This is a genomic window from Bacillus sp. L381, from assembly GCF_030284525.1.
Classification (GTDB): domain Bacteria; phylum Bacillota; class Bacilli; order Bacillales; family Bacillaceae; genus Bacillus; species Bacillus amyloliquefaciens.
Genome location: NZ_CP127224.1, coordinates 3,795,757 through 3,812,337 on the forward strand (window position 1 = coordinate 3,795,757; position 16,581 = coordinate 3,812,337).

15 protein-coding genes, 4 tRNA genes and 1 pseudogene are annotated in these 16,581 nt (G+C 46.2%); 2 read left to right on the forward strand and 18 right to left on the reverse strand.

Features of this window, described 5'->3' with window-relative positions:
• Window positions 1-14: 14 nt before the first annotated feature.
• From QRX25_RS19890 to dnaB, 16 genes and pseudogenes are all read right to left on the reverse strand, one after another.
• Window positions 15-258 (reverse strand): annotated as a pseudogene (locus QRX25_RS19890) (ABC transporter substrate-binding protein); the annotation flags it as partial.
• Between the two features lie 105 nt (window positions 259-363).
• Window positions 364-1,782: a sensor histidine kinase gene (locus QRX25_RS19400; RefSeq protein WP_212099952.1), complete on the reverse strand. Its 1,419-nt coding sequence runs from the start codon at window positions 1,780-1,782 to the stop codon at window positions 364-366.
• Window positions 1,779-2,402, reverse strand: coding sequence for a response regulator transcription factor (locus QRX25_RS19405; RefSeq protein ID WP_212099955.1), 624 nt, complete (start codon window positions 2,400-2,402; stop codon window positions 1,779-1,781). The genes QRX25_RS19400 and QRX25_RS19405 overlap by 4 nt, the downstream gene beginning before the upstream one ends.
• A gap of 508 nt (window positions 2,403-2,910) precedes the next feature.
• Window positions 2,911-4,107 carry a serine protease HtrC gene (htrC, locus tag QRX25_RS19410; RefSeq protein WP_212099958.1) on the reverse strand — a complete coding sequence of 399 codons (1,197 nt, stop codon included), beginning with the start codon at window positions 4,105-4,107 and terminating at the stop codon, window positions 2,911-2,913.
• Window positions 4,108-4,193: 86 nt separating this feature from the next.
• Complete coding sequence (yycJ, locus tag QRX25_RS19415; protein WP_065982787.1) at window positions 4,194-4,988, reverse strand: exodeoxyribonuclease YycJ; 795 nt, start codon at window positions 4,986-4,988, stop codon at window positions 4,194-4,196.
• Window positions 4,989-5,003: 15 nt separating this feature from the next.
• Window positions 5,004-5,843: a two-component system regulatory protein YycI gene (locus QRX25_RS19420; RefSeq protein WP_212099961.1), complete on the reverse strand. Its 840-nt coding sequence runs from the start codon at window positions 5,841-5,843 to the stop codon at window positions 5,004-5,006.
• The gene (gene walH / locus QRX25_RS19425; RefSeq protein WP_065982789.1) at window positions 5,830-7,188 is read right to left on the reverse strand and encodes a WalRK two-component regulatory system regulator WalH; all 1,359 of its coding nucleotides are present in this window, start codon (window positions 7,186-7,188) and stop codon (window positions 5,830-5,832) included. Before walH ends, QRX25_RS19420 begins: the two co-directional genes overlap by 14 nt.
• The gene (gene walK / locus QRX25_RS19430) at window positions 7,178-9,013 is read right to left on the reverse strand and encodes a cell wall metabolism sensor histidine kinase WalK (RefSeq protein WP_065982790.1); all 1,836 of its coding nucleotides are present in this window, start codon (window positions 9,011-9,013) and stop codon (window positions 7,178-7,180) included. Before walK ends, walH begins: the two co-directional genes overlap by 11 nt.
• A 6-nt stretch (window positions 9,014-9,019) precedes the next feature.
• The gene (gene walR, locus QRX25_RS19435) at window positions 9,020-9,727 is read right to left on the reverse strand and encodes a cell wall metabolism DNA-binding response regulator WalR (protein WP_004393104.1); all 708 of its coding nucleotides are present in this window, start codon (window positions 9,725-9,727) and stop codon (window positions 9,020-9,022) included.
• A gap of 337 nt (window positions 9,728-10,064) precedes the next feature.
• Window positions 10,065-10,137, reverse strand: a tRNA-Phe gene (locus tag QRX25_RS19440).
• Between the two features lie 36 nt (window positions 10,138-10,173).
• Window positions 10,174-10,250, reverse strand: a tRNA-Asp gene (locus QRX25_RS19445).
• Window positions 10,251-10,334: 84 nt separating this feature from the next.
• A tRNA-Glu gene (locus tag QRX25_RS19450) sits at window positions 10,335-10,406 on the reverse strand.
• 8 nt (window positions 10,407-10,414) lie between these two features.
• A tRNA-Lys gene (locus QRX25_RS19455) sits at window positions 10,415-10,490 on the reverse strand.
• A 202-nt stretch (window positions 10,491-10,692) separates the two neighbouring features.
• Window positions 10,693-11,985: an adenylosuccinate synthase gene (locus QRX25_RS19460; RefSeq protein ID WP_013354219.1), complete on the reverse strand. Its 1,293-nt coding sequence runs from the start codon at window positions 11,983-11,985 to the stop codon at window positions 10,693-10,695.
• A 238-nt stretch (window positions 11,986-12,223) separates the two neighbouring features.
• On the reverse strand, window positions 12,224-12,637 hold the full coding sequence (locus QRX25_RS19465) for a VOC family protein (protein ID WP_212099964.1): 414 nt from the start codon (window positions 12,635-12,637) through the stop codon (window positions 12,224-12,226).
• A 117-nt stretch (window positions 12,638-12,754) separates the two neighbouring features.
• Entirely contained in the window at window positions 12,755-14,119 is a 1,365-nt protein-coding gene (dnaB, locus tag QRX25_RS19470; RefSeq protein ID WP_014471300.1) for a replicative DNA helicase, read from the reverse strand.
• Between the two features lie 168 nt (window positions 14,120-14,287).
• On the opposite strand from dnaB, the gene QRX25_RS19475 reads away from it, so the two are divergent.
• Window positions 14,288-14,485: a DUF2188 domain-containing protein gene (locus QRX25_RS19475; protein ID WP_065982794.1), complete on the forward strand. Its 198-nt coding sequence runs from the start codon at window positions 14,288-14,290 to the stop codon at window positions 14,483-14,485.
• 30 nt (window positions 14,486-14,515) lie between these two features.
• Here QRX25_RS19475 and QRX25_RS19480 read toward each other — a convergent pair whose 3' ends face one another.
• Window positions 14,516-14,725: a hypothetical protein gene (locus tag QRX25_RS19480; RefSeq protein WP_115996337.1), complete on the reverse strand. Its 210-nt coding sequence runs from the start codon at window positions 14,723-14,725 to the stop codon at window positions 14,516-14,518.
• Window positions 14,726-14,844: 119 nt separating this feature from the next.
• On the opposite strand from QRX25_RS19480, the gene QRX25_RS19485 reads away from it, so the two are divergent.
• Window positions 14,845-14,988 carry a YycC family protein gene (locus QRX25_RS19485; protein ID WP_065522067.1) on the forward strand — a complete coding sequence of 48 codons (144 nt, stop codon included), beginning with the start codon at window positions 14,845-14,847 and terminating at the stop codon, window positions 14,986-14,988.
• Between the two features lie 326 nt (window positions 14,989-15,314).
• Here QRX25_RS19485 and QRX25_RS19490 read toward each other — a convergent pair whose 3' ends face one another.
• The gene (locus tag QRX25_RS19490) at window positions 15,315-16,580 is read right to left on the reverse strand and encodes a glycosyltransferase family 4 protein (protein ID WP_212101827.1); all 1,266 of its coding nucleotides are present in this window, start codon (window positions 16,578-16,580) and stop codon (window positions 15,315-15,317) included.
• Window position 16,581 lies beyond the last annotated feature (1 nt).

Consider the following 16,581-nt stretch of genomic DNA (forward strand, 5'->3'; position numbering starts at 1 on the left):
ATACCCCTTTCCAGCTATCTGCATTTAACATCATGAACAGAAAGGAGCCCGTCAGTCTTAACACTAAAACCCTCTATACATGGATCTTGCAGATACAGACTTTTCCCAAAACAAATTGGGCAATAATGAGTTGTATTCTCGAATAACACAAAAATTTCCTTCTTTTTTCCAACACCTCGCTGATGTCGCCTTCATATAGCTCAGCTCATGCATGTAAGCCGGAAGGAACAAATGAAGCTTAATATTAAATCCGCTTTTTTTATGTCAGAAATTGCTAAGCTGTGGGCTTTGATTATTTCGGCACCATAGTCCGGGTGAATATCAATACTCTTGTATGAGCGGCATCTTTGCGGATCAGCAGACTTATCCCGGCAGCCGGATAATGAACACGGAGCCTTTTCCCTGCTCACTTTTCACTTCAATTGTTCCGTTATGTCTGTCGATAATGGTTTTTGTAATGGCAAGACCCAGCCCGGTGCCGCCGTATTTACGGGATCGGGAGGTTTCCGCCCTGTAATACCGGTCAAACAAATGAGGCACATGTTCGGGGGCGATGCCCGTTCCGTTGTCCGCAATCATGAGCATGATGCCGCCGTCTTTCTGCAGGGAAACGGTGATGACGCCCGTTTCTTCATCCGTATGCTGCACCGCGTTGTAAAAGAGATTGAGAATGACCTGCTTCATTTTGCCCTTGTCAAAAACGGCTTCAATCTGTTGATCGACAAAAAACTCGAGCTTCCGGTTTCCCGCCAGTTGCTTCAGCTGACCTTCCATTTCCAAAATGACGGCTCCCAGTGCGCCTTTTTGCATTTCAAAGCTCGGCTCCCGGTCAATCTTCGCAAGAAACAGAAGGTCCTCTATCAGCTTATTCGCCCTGACGGTTTCGGCGTACATGCTTCGGAGCGCTTTTTCTTTCTGCTCTGGCTTCTCCGCCGCTCCGCGCATTAAAATTTCGATATAGCCGTGAATGGAGGTAAGCGGTGTTCTCAGCTCATGTGACGCGTCTGATACAAACTGCCGGATGCGTTCCTTTGCTTCTTTTTCCGCCTGAAAAGAGGTTTCAATCCGTTCCAGCATCTGGTTGATGGATATGCCTAATGACTCAATTTCGGCCTGCTTTTTATCAATCGGCAGCCGTTTATCGAGACTGCCGGCATTCATGCCACCCATCATATGCACAATGCGCGATAATGGCTTGAGTGTGAGCCGGATCACCGGAAAAAAAACAAACAGCCCGATGACCAAAGCCGCAAAAGAAAGCACCGCAAAAATACCGACCTGGCGGAAAAGCGAATCATCCAGAGGCTGTGTCAGCGTGCTCATTTGCATAACACCAGCCTGCCTTCCGTCAATGGAAATCGCCTGAAACACGACGATGATTTCCTGACCCGACTTATTGTGAGCCACCTGATAGTGAAGCGCCATTGTGTCTGTCAGCGCATCCCGATACACGTTTTTCGGAAAAGAAGGAGCGGTTCCCGCGTGCGGGTCCTCAGATAAAACAGACATCTTGTATGATTGATCGATAAAAGCAACCGTCACCCCGGGATAAATCAAATTCGGATGAGCCGGTGTTTCAGAACGGGCAAGGGTTTTGATTGACCTCCATACGCTTTGATCCATTGAATTGATATAGCTCTGCATGCTGATCGCCTGATTTTCATACATCGTCCTTTTCATAAACATGTACTGTGTGCCGCCGATGAAGCATAACAGCAGGGCCAAAATCGCCAGCGACCTGAACAGGAGCTGGAATCGCAGAGTTCTGTACAGCCTCTTCATGCCAGATCCCCCTTGTACCCCGGGCCCCGCACCGTGCGGGTCACCTTATGCTCTTTGTAAAAACCATAGCCCCATACTTGATCGAGAATCCTAGTTTTGCTGAGAACCGTTCTGCGGAGCACTAAAAATTTAAGCAGTTCATATTCTGTGGCGGACAGCTTCAAAGACTGTTCATTGTAATGAATCTCTCTGCTCCGGTCATCGATTCGGATAGGGCCGGGCACCACCTCATCAAAAAGATGCGGAAACCGGTTGGGGATTCTTGCGTAAATCCAGGCAAGCAGTTCCTCAAAGCTGAACGGTTTGATCATGTAATCATCAGCACCTTCAATCAGCGCCTTTACGCGAAGCTCTGCTTCATCCTTCGCAGTCAGCATAATGACGGCGGTATTGCTTGTTTTCTTGAGCATTCTTGACAGCTCAAGCCCATCCATTCCCGGCGTCATAACGTCCAAAACTGCGATATGAGGCTGAAATGCCTTAACAAGATTCATTGCCGACATCCCGTCTGCCGCGGACATCACTTCAAATCCTTCATTGACAAGCCCCATCGTTAAAAAATCAATGATCGCCGGCTCGTCGTCTACAATCAGCACCTTGATGCCTTTCAACTTATCCATGATGCAGTCTCTCCTTAGATGTATCAGCCTGAGTTTATTTTTTTCGCTTCCCCCTCTATTATTCGCTTTTATCTGAAACAAAACTGAATCTAAGCTGAAAATCTGCTGAATTCAGGAAGTTTTCAGCTTGGGTCTTTACAATAAGCCTTAGTTGGGACGCTTCAATTTTGCAACACCAGTCTGTTTCAATCACAAAAGTTCTAAGTTCATATGTCTGCCTTTTTCTAAATATACCCATTTCCAACTGAACGTGCTGTGACCCGCGTTCAGTTCTTTTTTGTGAGCTGCTGAAAAATGGCATAAAAAAAAGCGCCCTGGAAAAGGACGTTTGATATGATATGTTCATTTCTTAAATTCTGCATTCTAATATAATTCTTCCTTCACATTCACCTTCAATTTCATTCAATACAATGATCATATCAGCTGTTTTCATGTTTTTCACCACCTTTCATTCATAATATTAACAAATAAATCAATAAAAAACAGCCCGGATTTCCGGGCTGCTTTTTTATCTCTGCAATCGATCCGCTTCTGTCAGTTTGACTTCCGCTGTTTTTTTCTTTCCTGAACGGTAGAACGTGATGTTCACACGGTCGCCGATCTTTTTGCGATACAGACGCTCACGGAGATCCACAATGTCATTGACCTTATGTCCGTCGAATCCGGTGATCACGTCGAGCTTTTTCAATCCTGCTTTTCCGGCCGGTGAAAACGCGTCAACACCCATAATGACCGCTCCGGTTTTAACACCCTTCGGAAGTTTGAGCGTCTGGCTCCAATGGTAGCTCGCAATATCCGTTAAGGATTTCATCTCAATACCAAGGAAAGGCCGTCTGACTTCTCCGTATTTTTCTAAATCCTGAATAACGGGAATAACAAGCTTTGACGGGATGGAGAGGCCGATTCCTTCAACGGCGGATTCAGCAATCTTCATTGAGTTGATGCCGATCACCTTGCCCGATATATCCATCAAAGCGCCGCCGCTGTTGCCCGGATTAATCGCGGCGTCGGTCTGCAGCACTTCCGCATTCCAATCCGGCTGTCCGTCGCCGTTTGAGTCAACGGGCACCGCCCTTTCCGTTCCTGAAATGATCCCTTGTGTCACCGATCCCGCAAATTCAAGCCCGAGCGGGTTTCCGATCGCAATGACCGGCTCGCCGACTTTCACTTGGTCAGAATTTCCGAATTGGGCAACCGATTTGATTTTATCAGTCTTCACCTTCAGCACGGCGAGATCCATCAGACGGTCGCTCCCGATCAGCTCGGCAGGCACGCGCGAGTTATCTTTCAGGCTGATCTCAATTTCAGTCGCACCTTCAATGACATGGTGATTGGTTACGATATAAGAAGTGTTTCCGTTCTTTTTGTAAATGACGCCGGACCCGCTTCCCGCTTCGCCGCCCTCTCCCCAAATATCGGTCTTTTGGATATTGAGAACGCCGACTACCGAATCCGATACACGGCTGACCATATTCGTGACAGCATCATTGACATTTACGTTGACTGTTTTCACCTGTTCGCTGCCGATACGCTGATTGGTGCTTTTGCTGCTTTCTCCATGGTCTCCGCCTGTCCAGTAAGGCAGCAGTAAAGCCATGAGCGCGGCCCCGACGATGACGCCGATCAGACTTGAAAGGAAGTATCCTCTCTTGCTGCGGCGGGGCTGCTCAGGGGCGTACTGTTCATCATCGCGATTATAATCCACCCTATCTCAAATCCTTTCAAGAGAACTTAATTTGCTTATAGTGTGGGTTAGATCGCGGATTAATAATCATGATTCATTTGGAAAAATTACACGGCGCACAGCGGCGTCGGGATTTTCGGATCGGTATCAAATAATTGAAACGTTTCCCCCGCGACAAATCCTTTCGCAGCCAATGTCTGCTGCACGGACATTCTCGCCAGTTCCTTCATATTGTTGTCTTGGCTCAGATGCGCCAAATAGATGCGTGATGTGCTGTCGCCGATGACATCAGTCATGGCGAGCGCCGCGTCTTCATTTGAGACGTGGCCGACATCGCTTAAAATCCGCCGTTTGATGCTCCATGGGTATCTGCCCATTTGCAGCATGCCGACGTCATGGTTGCTTTCAAACACAAACACATTGGCCGAACGGATAATACCTTTCATTCTGTCGCTCACATACCCGGTGTCCGTCATCAGCGCGAGCTTTCTGCCTTGGTAATGGAAAACATAGAACATCGGCTCGGCCGCGTCATGAGAGACGCCGAATGACTCAACATCAAGCCCGCCGAAGGATTTCACGCTTTCCATCGGGAACAAAAACTTTTGTCCGGTGTCCAGCTTGCCGATCTGATTCTCCATCGCTTTCCACGTCTTTTCATTGGCGTATACCGGAAGACCGTACTTTCTCGCAATGACGCCGAGCCCTTTAATATGGTCGCTGTGCTCATGAGTGACAAAGATGCCGTCCACGTCGTCTATCTTACGGCCGATTTGCTCCATCAGCCCGTCCATCGCTTTTCCGCTCAGGCCGGCATCCACCAGAAAGGAGTGCTCCTCTGTCTCCAGATAAAACGCGTTTCCGGTACTCCCGCTCGCAAGCACGCTAAATTGCAAGCCCATTTGTGTCTCACTCCATTATTTATTTTGATTGTTATCAATGACTGTGCTTTCCAATGCATTCACAGTGTACGTTTGCTGTGTCTTCTTCTTCGGACCTTTTGTCTTATCTTCAATTGTAATTCTCCATACCGGCGCCAGCACCTGCGTACTTGTCAGCGGGTATTGGGCGATATAGCCGAACTTGACACTTTTGACGGCGCAATTCGCTTTTAAGTAATTTTGAGAATACAATAATTCGACCGCATCCAGCTCTGGAATCAGGCTTTCCGTCTGGATTCGCTTGAATGACTCCAACATGGTCTGCTCGTAAGATACGACCTCGTTTTTATCGTTCAGATGCAGAATGACCTGTCCGATCGCGTCTGAGGACGAGTCAAAATCCTGATAAATAAACTGGCCGTCGTACGTCTGGTAAAAAATGATCTGTTTTTTATCCTTATCGACTTTCCACAGTTTATATTTTTCTCCGCCGGTTAATTTGGAGCTGACGAGCGATTCCGCATCATTCTGCGGCTTTTGCTTCGATAAACCGACCGGATCGGAAAACTTCATTCTCAGCGTCGTGACCTTGTGATCATCCGTCGGCATCTCCATTAACGGCTTCTGATCCTTCAAGGCCTCAATATCTTCCGCGGTAAATACCTTTTGGCCCGCTGTCAGCCTGTAGCCCGTCTCGGAATCAGAAGACAAGTTGCCGAATGTGATATGATCCATCTCCATGTCTTTTTCCACATTTGAATTTTTAATCACTTCGTATTCGCTGCTAGAGCGTTTTTCAAAAAACTGATAGCCGAGAAAAATATCGAGGATGAGGAAGGCAATGATGAAGATCGTTTTTGTCTTATTCCACTCCATTATCGTCCTCCTCCTTCCCCAGCAGATCTTTCGTAATCGGAATGATCTTTCCGTTGATTTTCATACTCCAGACGGGTTCCAGCTCAACAAGATCATTCGTTGACGAAGATACCATTTGATAGGACAGGAAGATCTGGTCGATTTTGTTCACATCGTATTTATCCTGCTGCTCCAGCAGCGACACAACCTCATTGCCGCTCATCATTTTTACGTCTTTTGTTTTAATCGGGTTCGGCCCGAGAACATAGTTCGGCCGCTTGTAGCTGAGAACCTCGTCATTGGCCCATTGCAGGGTCATAACAGGCCCGGCTCCGAAAGGCTTAGACGTGCTGTTGATGACAGGCATTTGATCTTTAAACATGTAGAAACTCAGCTGCTGGTTATCACTCACATTGAAAAATTGATAATGATCCGTCCAGCTCCCCGTATCCTCTAAATATTTATAGCTTTTCTTAATCAGCTCTCCCGTTTGATAAGAAGCGCTTTGCGCCAGGTTCCGGTGCTGGAATTGAATCTGCCGCTGCGTCGAATTGATTTCCAGACGGCTGATTCCATCAGTCAGCACATTCCGATTGTAATTCGGATCCTCTCTGACCGTGCTCGGATCATTAAAGAGCGTCTGCTTAAACAGATTCGTCTTAATGGTTTCAGTAATAAATTCTTTTTCCTTCATATTAAACCGCGAATTCGGCATGAGAAATTCTTTGCTTTTTCCGACCGAATAGAGGTGGTATAACGGCATACTCGATTTTTTGCTGTACAGCTCATTCATCAGGTTGCGGTAATTCGCCGATTCCACAGCCACTTCCAGAATCAGCTGTTTGCTGTATGAGACCATGTAAATCTTCTTATTCGCTTTATTCTCATTAAACGGAATGACTATATGGTCAAATGAGCTGTATTCCATTGACTGATTCGACCATTTAAACATCGATTGGAAGAAATCAATCGGAATGGTGTCATTGAATTGCAGATCGAGCTTTGCCGAATTTCCGTTTCTGCCGTAAAGCCAATTTTTAAAACCGAGCTTGTCGTATTGATCGGAAATATCTTTCATCCCTTTTACTTCCCATTGCGGCAAATCCGCCCACAGGTCATTAAAGAGTGTCTCATCATCCACTTTATAATGAGAGCCGTTTGTATGAATAAACATGTCCCGAGGTTTTACCGTTTGCGACATTTTTTGGCTCGTTTTATCAATTTTATGCTTTTCCCGAACAGTCGATTTGGTTGAGGCCGTGCCTTCTGAAAAATTGGGCTGGAACGTCCAAATTCCCCATGTTAAAACAAGACTAATGACGACTAGCACCGACAGTATGACTGTTTTTATATTTTCACGCCTCATCCCAATCATCCTCTTGCTCTTCTTTATATGGAAGAGTAAATGTAATCTTCGTTCCTTTGCCTTCTACACTGTCGGCCCAAATGTCACCGCCGTGCGCCTGAACCATCTCTTTTGCAATCGCAAGGCCGAGCCCGGTGCCGCCGAGTTTTCTCGTACGCGCTTTATCCACTCTGTAGAAACGGTCAAAGACTTTTTCCACATCTTTTTTCGGAATGCCGATACCTTCATCTTTTACACTGATGTAGAGCAGCTCTTCTTTCTCATTCACATCGACTGAGAAGGTGACATGTCCGCCTTCCGGTGAGTACTTCAATGCGTTAGAAATGATATTATCGAGAACCTGCGTCACTTTATCCTGATCAATCTCCACGTACAGATTTCTGTCCGGCAGCTCGCGGATAAATTCGACATGCTGTTCCTTTGTCATTTCAAAACGGTCAATAATCAGAGACATAAAGCGGATCATATGAATCCACTCTCGATTAAACTGATAATCTTTGCTGTCGAATTTAGAAAGCTGAAGCAGATCATTCACCAATCTGATCATGCGCTCAGTTTCATTTTGGGTCACCATTAAGAAACGCGGAGCGATCTCTTTATTTTCCCACGCGCCTTCTGCAAGCGCCTCTAAATAGCTTCGCATTGTCGTCAGCGGTGTTCTCAGCTCATGAGACACATTGGCAACAAATTCTCTGCGCTCGCGATCGAGTTTTTCCTGTTCGGTGACATCATAAAGAACCGCGATTAAACCATCAATTTTTCCGTGCTCTCTCTGAATAACGGAAAAATTCACCCGCAGTACAGTGGTTTCATCGTCACGTTCGATCTCCAGCAGCATGGAATCCTGCTGTTCTACTAAATCCTCAAAAGTAAAGTTCTCTTTTATGCCCAATAAAGACGTAATCGGCATCTCTAAAGCCGTTTCACGTGAAACATTCAACAGCTCAAGCGCAGGGCTGTTTAAAAGAATAATAGCTCCGTTGCGATTCGTAGCGATGACTCCGTCCGTCATATAGGCGATAACGGAAGAAAGCTTCCTTCTCTCCCCTTCCGTCATGGCTTGGGCATCTTCAAGCTCTCTCGTCAGATGGTTGAAAGTCGTTGCGAGCTGACCGATTTCATCGTGCCCGTATTTTCGAACCTTTCTGGAGAAATTCCCTTTTGCCAGTTCCATCGCCTGCTTACGCATATCCGACAGCGGATGAGTAATGGTCCGGGCGAGAAATATACCGAGAAGAGCCGTCAGAACAAGGGCCAAGCCTGTTCCGGAAGCAAGAATCGAGTTGACGGTTTTCATCTGGTTAAAGGTATCTTCCATACTGGCCACCACATAAATCGCGCCGACAACTTCCTGATTCTCTGTGACGACCGGTTTTGCCGAAATCAGCACTCTGTTTTTACTTTTAGGATCATAATATTTTTTTGAATAGGCCTGTTTTGTAGAGAAAATCCGTTTGAAAATTGGGTCCGTCGTCTGTTTCCCCGCTATTTCCTCGCCATAAGGCCTCGAAGAACCGATGACCTCATAGCTTTTATCAACAAAAGTAATTTCCCGTATTTCATTATTTTTCGTAAAATCATTTAAAATACGTTTGACGTCATCCTTAATGACGGTGCTGTCATTGTCACCTTTATATTCCTGCTCAATATAATAGGAAAGGTTGTCAATCCGCTGATTTAACGATAATTCATAGGACTTGAGGAGAGAATTCTCCACCTGTTTCACAAAGTACACGCCGATAATCTGCATGGCAATGATGATGAGAAGCACATAGATCAGCGTGATCTTAAACTGAATCGACCGAAAAAAACCAACCTTATTCATCGCCGGTTAGTCCTGTTCAGGGTTTCTCAAGTAATAACCGACGCCCCGTCTTGTGACGATCCAGTTTGGATGGCTCGGGTTATCCTCGATTTTCTCACGGAGGCGGCGCACTGTTACATCCACCGTTCTCACGTCACCGAAATAGTCATAGCCCCACACCGTCTGCAGCAAATGCTCACGCGTCATGACCTGTCCGATATGTTTGGCCAAGTAATGCAGCAATTCAAATTCCCGATGGGTCAGCTCGATCGTTTCTTCTCTTTTTGATACGACATATGCGTCAGGGAAGATGACGAGAGATCCGATATGAATGTCATTTGAAGCTGATTCTTCCTCAGCCGGCGCAACCGTAAGCTGGCGGCGCAGATTCGCTTTGACGCGGGCCAGAAGCTCACGCGTGCTGAAAGGCTTAGTGACATAGTCATCCGCTCCGATTTCAAGTCCGATGACCTTGTCAATCTCAGAGTCTTTAGCCGTCAGCATAATAATCGGCATATCATATTTTTTCCGGACTTCCCGGCACACTTCAACTCCGTCTTTATTCGGAAGCATAATATCTAATAGAATTAAATCAGGCTGAAGCTCCTCCACCATTTCCACGGCTTCATTTCCGTCGTACGCACAGTGCACGTCATAGCCTTCTTTTCTTAAATTAAACTCTAATATATCTGCAATCGGTTTTTCATCATCGACTACAAGGATTTTCTTATCCATCATCTTGATTTTCCTCCTGCTAGAATGACTTCATTTTATCTATTGTTGTTTCATGATGATCACAATTCGGAACGTGAAAAACGTTCCCCGTCTATTATAACGGTTTCAGGTCAAAAGATAAAAAAATTAAAGAGAACAGCGCAAAAACGTATTGAACTGCCATCCTTTTGTCATGTTTTTTATTTTCTTTTAAAAAATAATATTTTTTTGAAACCTCACGAAAAAAATCGCCGTCTACTGTTTGACGTCTTCTTCTGGGCCGGCTGAAAAGCCGGCTCTCCCTTTTTTAATAACAAAGAAAAAAACGCACCTACTATTGCAGATGCGTTTGGGTAAGTGGCTCGGGACGGAATCGAACCGCCGACACACGGATTTTCAGTCCGTTGCTCTACCAACTGAGCTACCGAGCCAGATGTTTCTTTTCTATACTATAAAGTAAAGTAAAATGGCGGTCCGGACGGGACTCGAACCCGCGACCTCCTGCGTGACAGGCAGGCATTCTAACCAACTGAACTACCGGACCTTACAGTAATTTGTCCGGAGAACCGTATCGTGGCGGCCCTCCGAGGACAAATAAGGAGTTAGCAATAACGCTAAAGTAAATCAATGACCCGTACGGGATTCGAACCCGTGTTACCGCCGTGAAAGGGCGGTGTCTTAACCGCTTGACCAACGGGCCATAAAAAGTGGTGAGCCATGAAGGACTCGAACCTTCGACCCTCTGATTAAAAGTCAGATGCTCTACCAACTGAGCTAATGGCTCTTGATGTGTCGGATTATGTATCATAGAGCATTCAGACAAAAGCTTTCTTGCAGTACTCTATTGAAGCTGTTCCGTAACAACGAGATTTATAATATCATAGAACATTCGAAAGTGGCAACTACTTTTTTGAAAAAAAACTATTATTTTTTTCCCACATGAAAAAACAAGCCTCCGGTCACGGAGGCTTGTCTGCTGCAAACCCTTAGTTAGCGCGGTATACACTGCGGATGACGTTCGTTTGTGAACGGTCAGGACCGACAGAGAAAATAGAAAGCGGAATACCTGTCAGCTGAGACACGCGTTCCAAATAGTGGCGCGCATTTTCAGGAAGATCGCTTAATGTTTTTGCGCCTGTGATATCTTCCGTCCAGCCAGGCATTTCTTCATACACCGGTTCACACTCTGCAAGAGCTTTCAGGCTTGCCGGGAATTCTTCAATCACTTCACCTTTGTAGCGGTAAGCGACACAGATTTTCAAGGTCTCAATGCCTGTCAGCACATCGATTGAGTTCAGAGAAAGATCTGTGATTCCGCTGACGCGGCGGGCATGGCGGACAACAACGCTGTCAAACCAGCCGACACGGCGCGGGCGGCCTGTCGTTGTGCCGTATTCGCGTCCGACTTCACGGATTTGATCTCCGATTTCATCTTTCAGCTCAGTTGGGAAAGGACCGTCACCGACACGGGTTGTGTACGCTTTAGATACACCAACGACGTGCTGGATTTTTGTCGGGCCTACGCCTGAACCGATCGTCACCCCTCCGGCGACCGGGTTGGATGAAGTAACAAACGGGTATGTTCCTTGATCGATATCAAGCATGACCCCTTGAGCGCCTTCAAATAAGACGCGGCGGCCTTCATCCAGCGCGTCATTCAGGACGACGGATGTATCGCATACATACTTTTTAATCTGCTGGCCGTATTCATAATACTCATCCAGAATATCTTCAATTTTGAAGCCTTCCGTTTCATACATTTTTTCAAGCAGACGGTTTTTCTCTTCAAGATTCCGTTCAAGCTTTTCTGCAAACACGTCTCGATCTAACAGGTCTGCGATCCGGATGCCGATCCGTGCCGCTTTGTCCATATAAGCAGGTCCGATTCCTTTTTTCGTTGTGCCGATCTTGTTGGCCCCTTTGCGTTCTTCCTCTACCTCATCCAGTTTCAGATGGTACGGGAGAATTACATGAGCTCTGTTGCTGATTTTCAAGTTATCCGTGCTCACATTGCGTTCATGAAGATACGCAAGCTCCGTTACGAGCGCTTTCGGATCAACAACCATTCCGTTCCCGATGACACACGCTTTTTCTTTATAAAAAATTCCTGATGGGATTAAATGAAGCTTGTACGTGACTCCATCAAACTTGATGGTATGTCCTGCATTGTTTCCGCCTTGATAACGTGCGATCACTTCTGCATTTTCTGACAGGAAATCTGTAATTTTACCTTTTCCTTCATCGCCCCACTGCGTACCTACTACGACTACTGAAGACATATATCCGTGCACCTCCGTTAACCTTTCAAAACGATATCTCATTCAAACAAATTAAGTGTATCAGTGACGATGCAGAAAGTCAATCGTAAATCCGAACATTAAAATCTTATTATTCTATATTTGTTCGCCTTAACTCTGATTAAAAGCGTTTTCTCTTTCATTTATTATCTATTACTCATGAAACTTTCACGCTTTAACTAGAAAAAGAACCCGGGTTACAGGTTCTTCGGACAGCCGCTTATATTCCGCTTGTATTCATCAGGACGATCCGCCAGCCGTCAGGATCTTCGATGGTCACGCCTTTTTCTCCCCAATACGGGTTTTCCGGTTCTTTCTCTTCATAACCCATCTGCTTTAATTTCATGCTGACGCGGATGACCTCCTGCTGATCCGGGATGTAGAAGACAAGCAGGCTGTCGCCGTGCGGAACGGGCGCCGGCTGGGATGCGCCCGTTTCTTCAGTGAATTCTAAATGATATTGGGTATGGGGCAGACCGAACATGACACCGCTGTAGCCCTCATGGCCGGAAAAGCTGCCGACCCTCTTCAGTCCGAGGCCTTCTTCATAAAACCTGATGATTTCTTTGAGCTGTCCGGTCGGCCGGGCGATCCGGATTTGCGCCGCTTGAAATTGCGGAAATTCAATTGTCATCGTTATTCCTCCCTTGATACCATTATATAAAAGCGCTTTCCTTTTTTCGTCTGCCCAACGGATGTCATTCTCTCGTTCTTTCGTATGAAAAAAAGCCTCAAGACATTGCTTGAGGCTTTACGCACCTGCCGGAACACCGCCGTCATCAAAGCGTCTTTCCAGGTTTACGAACTTATTGTATTCTTTCACAAAAGCCAATGAAACGGTTCCCACCGGGCCGTTACGCTGTTTGGCGATTATGATTTCGATGATGTTTTTGTTTTCGGATTCTTTATCATAGTAATCATCACGATACAGGAAGGCGACGATGTCGGCATCCTGCTCAATACTTCCTGACTCACGGATATCTGACATCATCGGACGTTTGTCCTGCCGCTGCTCAACACCCCGGGAGAGCTGAGACAGAGCGATGACCGGAACTTCAAGCTCCCGTGCCAGCGCTTTTAGCGCCCGTGAAATTTCCGATACCTCTTGCTGGCGGTTGTCGCTTGATCGGCCGCTTCCTTGAATGAGCTGCAAGTAGTCAATTAAAATCATGCCCAAGCCGTTCTCCTGCTTCAGTCTGCGGCATTTTGAACGGATTTCGCTGACACGGATGCCGGGGGTGTCATCTATAAAGATACCGCTGTTTGACAGGCTTCCCATCGCCATCGTCAGCTTACCCCAATCCTCTTCCGTCAGATTTCCCGTTCTGAGATTTTGGGCGTTAATATTCCCTTCGGCGCAGAGCATACGCATGACAAGCTGCTCGGCACCCATCTCCAGACTGAATATCGCGACGCTCTCATCCGTTTTGGTGGCCACGTTTTGCGCAATATTTAAGGCAAACGCCGTTTTCCCCACAGACGGACGGGCTGCGACAATGATCAAATCATTCCGCTGAAAACCCGCCGTCATCCGGTCAAGCTCGATAAAACCAGTGGGAATCCCGGTAATATCGCCTTTCCGGTTGTGAAGCTGCTCAATGTTGTCATATGTTTGCACAAGCACGTCTTTAATATTTTGGAAGGCGCCCGAATTTTTTCGCTGCGCGACCTCCATAATCGTTTTTTCCGCATCGCTTAATAAATCTTCAACTTCATCCTCGCGTGTATACCCGTCTTGGGCGATCGTGGTCGCCGTTCTGATTAAACGGCGGAGAATCGATTTTTCCTCAACGATTTTCGCGTAATATTCTATATTAGCCGCTGTCGGAACGGAATTCGCGATGTCCGTCAGGTACGAGACGCCTCCCACCTCTTCTAACAGGTCGGTATTCGCAAGCTCTGACGTTACCGTGATCAAATCAACCGGTTCGCCGCGATCTCCGAGCACGAGCATGGCATTGTAAATTTTTTGATGTGACATTCTGTAGAAATCATCCGGAATCAACACTTCAGAAGCCAGTGTCAACGCAGACGGCTGTAAAAAAACAGCACCTAACACGGCCTGCTCAGCTTCTATGTTTTGCGGCGGCAGCCGATCATTCAGAAGGTCTGTCATGCTAAGCACCGTCCTCTCCTTAAAAAATATCCAAACTCCATTTTACCATTTCTCATGAAAAAGAATAGAAAAATATCGCTTTCCCTGTATTTGTCAGACAATGGATATGTGTTTCACCATTCCGAATGCTGGGAAACACATAAATAAATCGAAACCAGGAGGGAAAAAATGAAAACATATGCGGTAACACCAAGTATTGATGCGGACGGATGGTTTGTGAAGGTAGAAAATGTGGCGCCGACGGCTCTTTATACATCAAAGGACGCGGCGATTGAGAAGGCGGAGCAGACGGCTAAAGAGAACAGCCCGGCTAAGCTTGTCATTTATGATCAGCACAAAAACATTGAAGAAGAACGATCCTTTTAAGAAAAGCCTTCGCCCGTGCGAGGGCTTTTCTCATTCAATGAAGCGAATACGCAGCACCGTCTGCGCCAGGAGATCGGCCGTTTTTTGATACAGATCCCATTCTTCACAAGCGGCAAATACTTTCATCATTTCCTGCAAGGTCTGTCTCAGCAAGATAAATTCGTCAATTGTCCGCAGTTCTGCGGCTTTTTTCTGATAATCAGCCAGCTTCAGCTGTAATAACATTAATGGCGATTGCATAAAAAACCTCCCCCCATTCTGTTATAACGCCCGGCTTTTCAAACCTCCATTTCTTTGTCATATCCTCTTACGATAGATTTTTGATTTTAGTACAATAAAGAAACAGAAGGAGTGATAACATGAAACCGCTGCAAATTTCCGCCGAAACGGCACAAAAGCTTGCAGAATCACTGAACATGCCGCTTGAGAGAATCATGCACATGCCTCAGCACATTCTGCTTGCCAAATTAGCTGAAGTCCAAAAAGAGAACGAACACAAATAAAGGCTGCTCTCTCATATATATGTACGGGAGGCGGAAGCGATGGCTTTCCGCCTCTTTTTTTATGGAGAAAATTCCGGTGAAACATTCGTTATCGCTTATTCATAACTTTTCATATTTATTTTTTACGCTGAGGGAAAAGTGAAGTGCTTCTTATTATCCGGAAACAGTTCAGGCAACACGAAGCTTGTCTCTTGGATTAAAAAGAACGGCATAAAAATCTCAGCTGACCAATACTGCAGCTCTGGAAAAGAGGCCGGATATCGAACGCCGGCCTTTTATTTGCTCTTGAAACACCTGTCAGGCCGGCGCCGGCAATATGGAACCTTTTATAAAAATGATTGATAAATACTGTCTATTTTTGAAACCATGATTTCCTGACGCAGATGCTGACTGGCATAGGATTTTGCTTCTTTTCCGAGCCGTTCTCTGAGAGACTGATCCGTAATCAATGACACGAGGGCAGCAGCAAGCTCGCGGCTATTGCCGGGCTGACAGATAAGCCCTGTTTTCTCATGCCGGATCATTTCAGGAATTCCCCCGCAGTCAGATGTGATAATGGCTTTACCGGAAAACATAGCTTCGATGACCGCTATGGGAAAATTATCATTCAATGTGGGCAGCACAAAAATAGACGATTCAGCCAAAAGCGCCGGCACATCACGTCGTTTTCCAAGGAAAAAGACATTTGAAAGACCCAATTTCCGTCTCTTCTCTTCCAGAAAACCCCGCATTTTCCCGTCTCCGATTATCCAAATTTCGACTCCCGATAAATGCTGCCGAATTTGCGCGAGGGCATCCAGCAGCACGTCATGCCCTTTTCGCTCAGTCAGACGTGAAACACACGCAATCACGAGCTTTTCAGTACGTTTCGGCTTGGGGGCATCCTGGATGTGAATGCCGGTATAAACAGTCGTCAGCTGTGTTTCCTTCGCGCCGTACTCCAGTAAAGGCGCGTGAAAGGAGTCACTGATGGTAATGATTTTATCCGAAGCCCGAATGCCCTGTTTTTCTATTTCAGTGAAGTATGCCTCTTCAATTGAACCCTTTTGGATTTTATGAAACTTCATCCGGCTTTTCGTAAAATGTCCGTGAGGCGTGAAGAAAAGAGGACGCCGATACGTTCGATTAAGGTATCCCAGCAAAAATACCGCAAATAAATCCTGCGCGTGAAACAGATCATATTGTTCTAAATCTTTTTCCTTCAAAAATCTTTGAAAGACATGTAAATAGCTGAGATTCTTCACAAGTTTTTCGTTTGCGGCGCCGTATCTGCCGAGAAGAAACGCTCTGACTTCATCAGCGGCCCGCGGGATATCTTCCTGAAAAAATGAAGGCGGCATTTGGAGCGGCGAGATGACATCCGCATGATGACCGATTCGCTCAAAACCTGTCTTAACGGACGTGATATAACTAGCCAATCCTCCGACATTCGGGTAACGGAGAAAGGTTGCGTACAAAATGCGCAATGGCTTCTTTCTTCTTTTGGGGGAGCTATTTCCTTCCGAACAAAATGAATGCAGCATCTCTTGCTCACTTTGATGTTCGATTCCGTAAAATTGATCCATGACGCGCAATAAGGCAAGAGGCACCATC

Excerpts from the sequence above, each read along its gene's own strand:
- dnaB (WP_014471300.1), bottom strand. The coding sequence starts at position 14,119 with ATGACAGACCTTCTGAATGATCGGCTGCCGCCGCAAAACATAGAAGCT.
- walK (WP_065982790.1), bottom strand. The coding sequence starts at position 9,013 with ATGAATAAGGTTGGTTTTTTTCGGTCGATTCAGTTTAAGATCACGCTG.
- yycJ (WP_065982787.1), bottom strand. The coding sequence starts at position 4,988 with ATGGGCTTGCAATTTAGCGTGCTTGCGAGCGGGAGTACCGGAAACGCG.
- QRX25_RS19490 (WP_212101827.1), bottom strand. The coding sequence starts at position 16,580 with ATGGTGCCTCTTGCCTTATTGCGCGTCATGGATCAATTTTACGGAATC.
- QRX25_RS19420 (WP_212099961.1), bottom strand. The coding sequence starts at position 5,843 with ATGGAGTGGAATAAGACAAAAACGATCTTCATCATTGCCTTCCTCATC.
- QRX25_RS19465 (WP_212099964.1), bottom strand. The coding sequence starts at position 12,637 with ATGACAATTGAATTTCCGCAATTTCAAGCGGCGCAAATCCGGATCGCC.
- QRX25_RS19485 (WP_065522067.1), top strand. The coding sequence starts at position 14,845 with ATGAAACCGCTGCAAATTTCCGCCGAAACGGCACAAAAGCTTGCAGAA.
- QRX25_RS19475 (WP_065982794.1), top strand. The coding sequence starts at position 14,288 with ATGAAAACATATGCGGTAACACCAAGTATTGATGCGGACGGATGGTTT.
- QRX25_RS19480 (WP_115996337.1), bottom strand. The coding sequence starts at position 14,725 with ATGCAATCGCCATTAATGTTATTACAGCTGAAGCTGGCTGATTATCAG.
- QRX25_RS19460 (WP_013354219.1), bottom strand. The coding sequence starts at position 11,985 with ATGTCTTCAGTAGTCGTAGTAGGTACGCAGTGGGGCGATGAAGGAAAA.
- walR (WP_004393104.1), bottom strand. The coding sequence starts at position 9,727 with ATGGATAAGAAAATCCTTGTAGTCGATGATGAAAAACCGATTGCAGAT.
- QRX25_RS19405 (WP_212099955.1), bottom strand. The coding sequence starts at position 2,402 with ATGGATAAGTTGAAAGGCATCAAGGTGCTGATTGTAGACGACGAGCCG.
- QRX25_RS19400 (WP_212099952.1), bottom strand. The coding sequence starts at position 1,782 with ATGAAGAGGCTGTACAGAACTCTGCGATTCCAGCTCCTGTTCAGGTCG.
- walH (WP_065982789.1), bottom strand. The coding sequence starts at position 7,188 with ATGAGGCGTGAAAATATAAAAACAGTCATACTGTCGGTGCTAGTCGTC.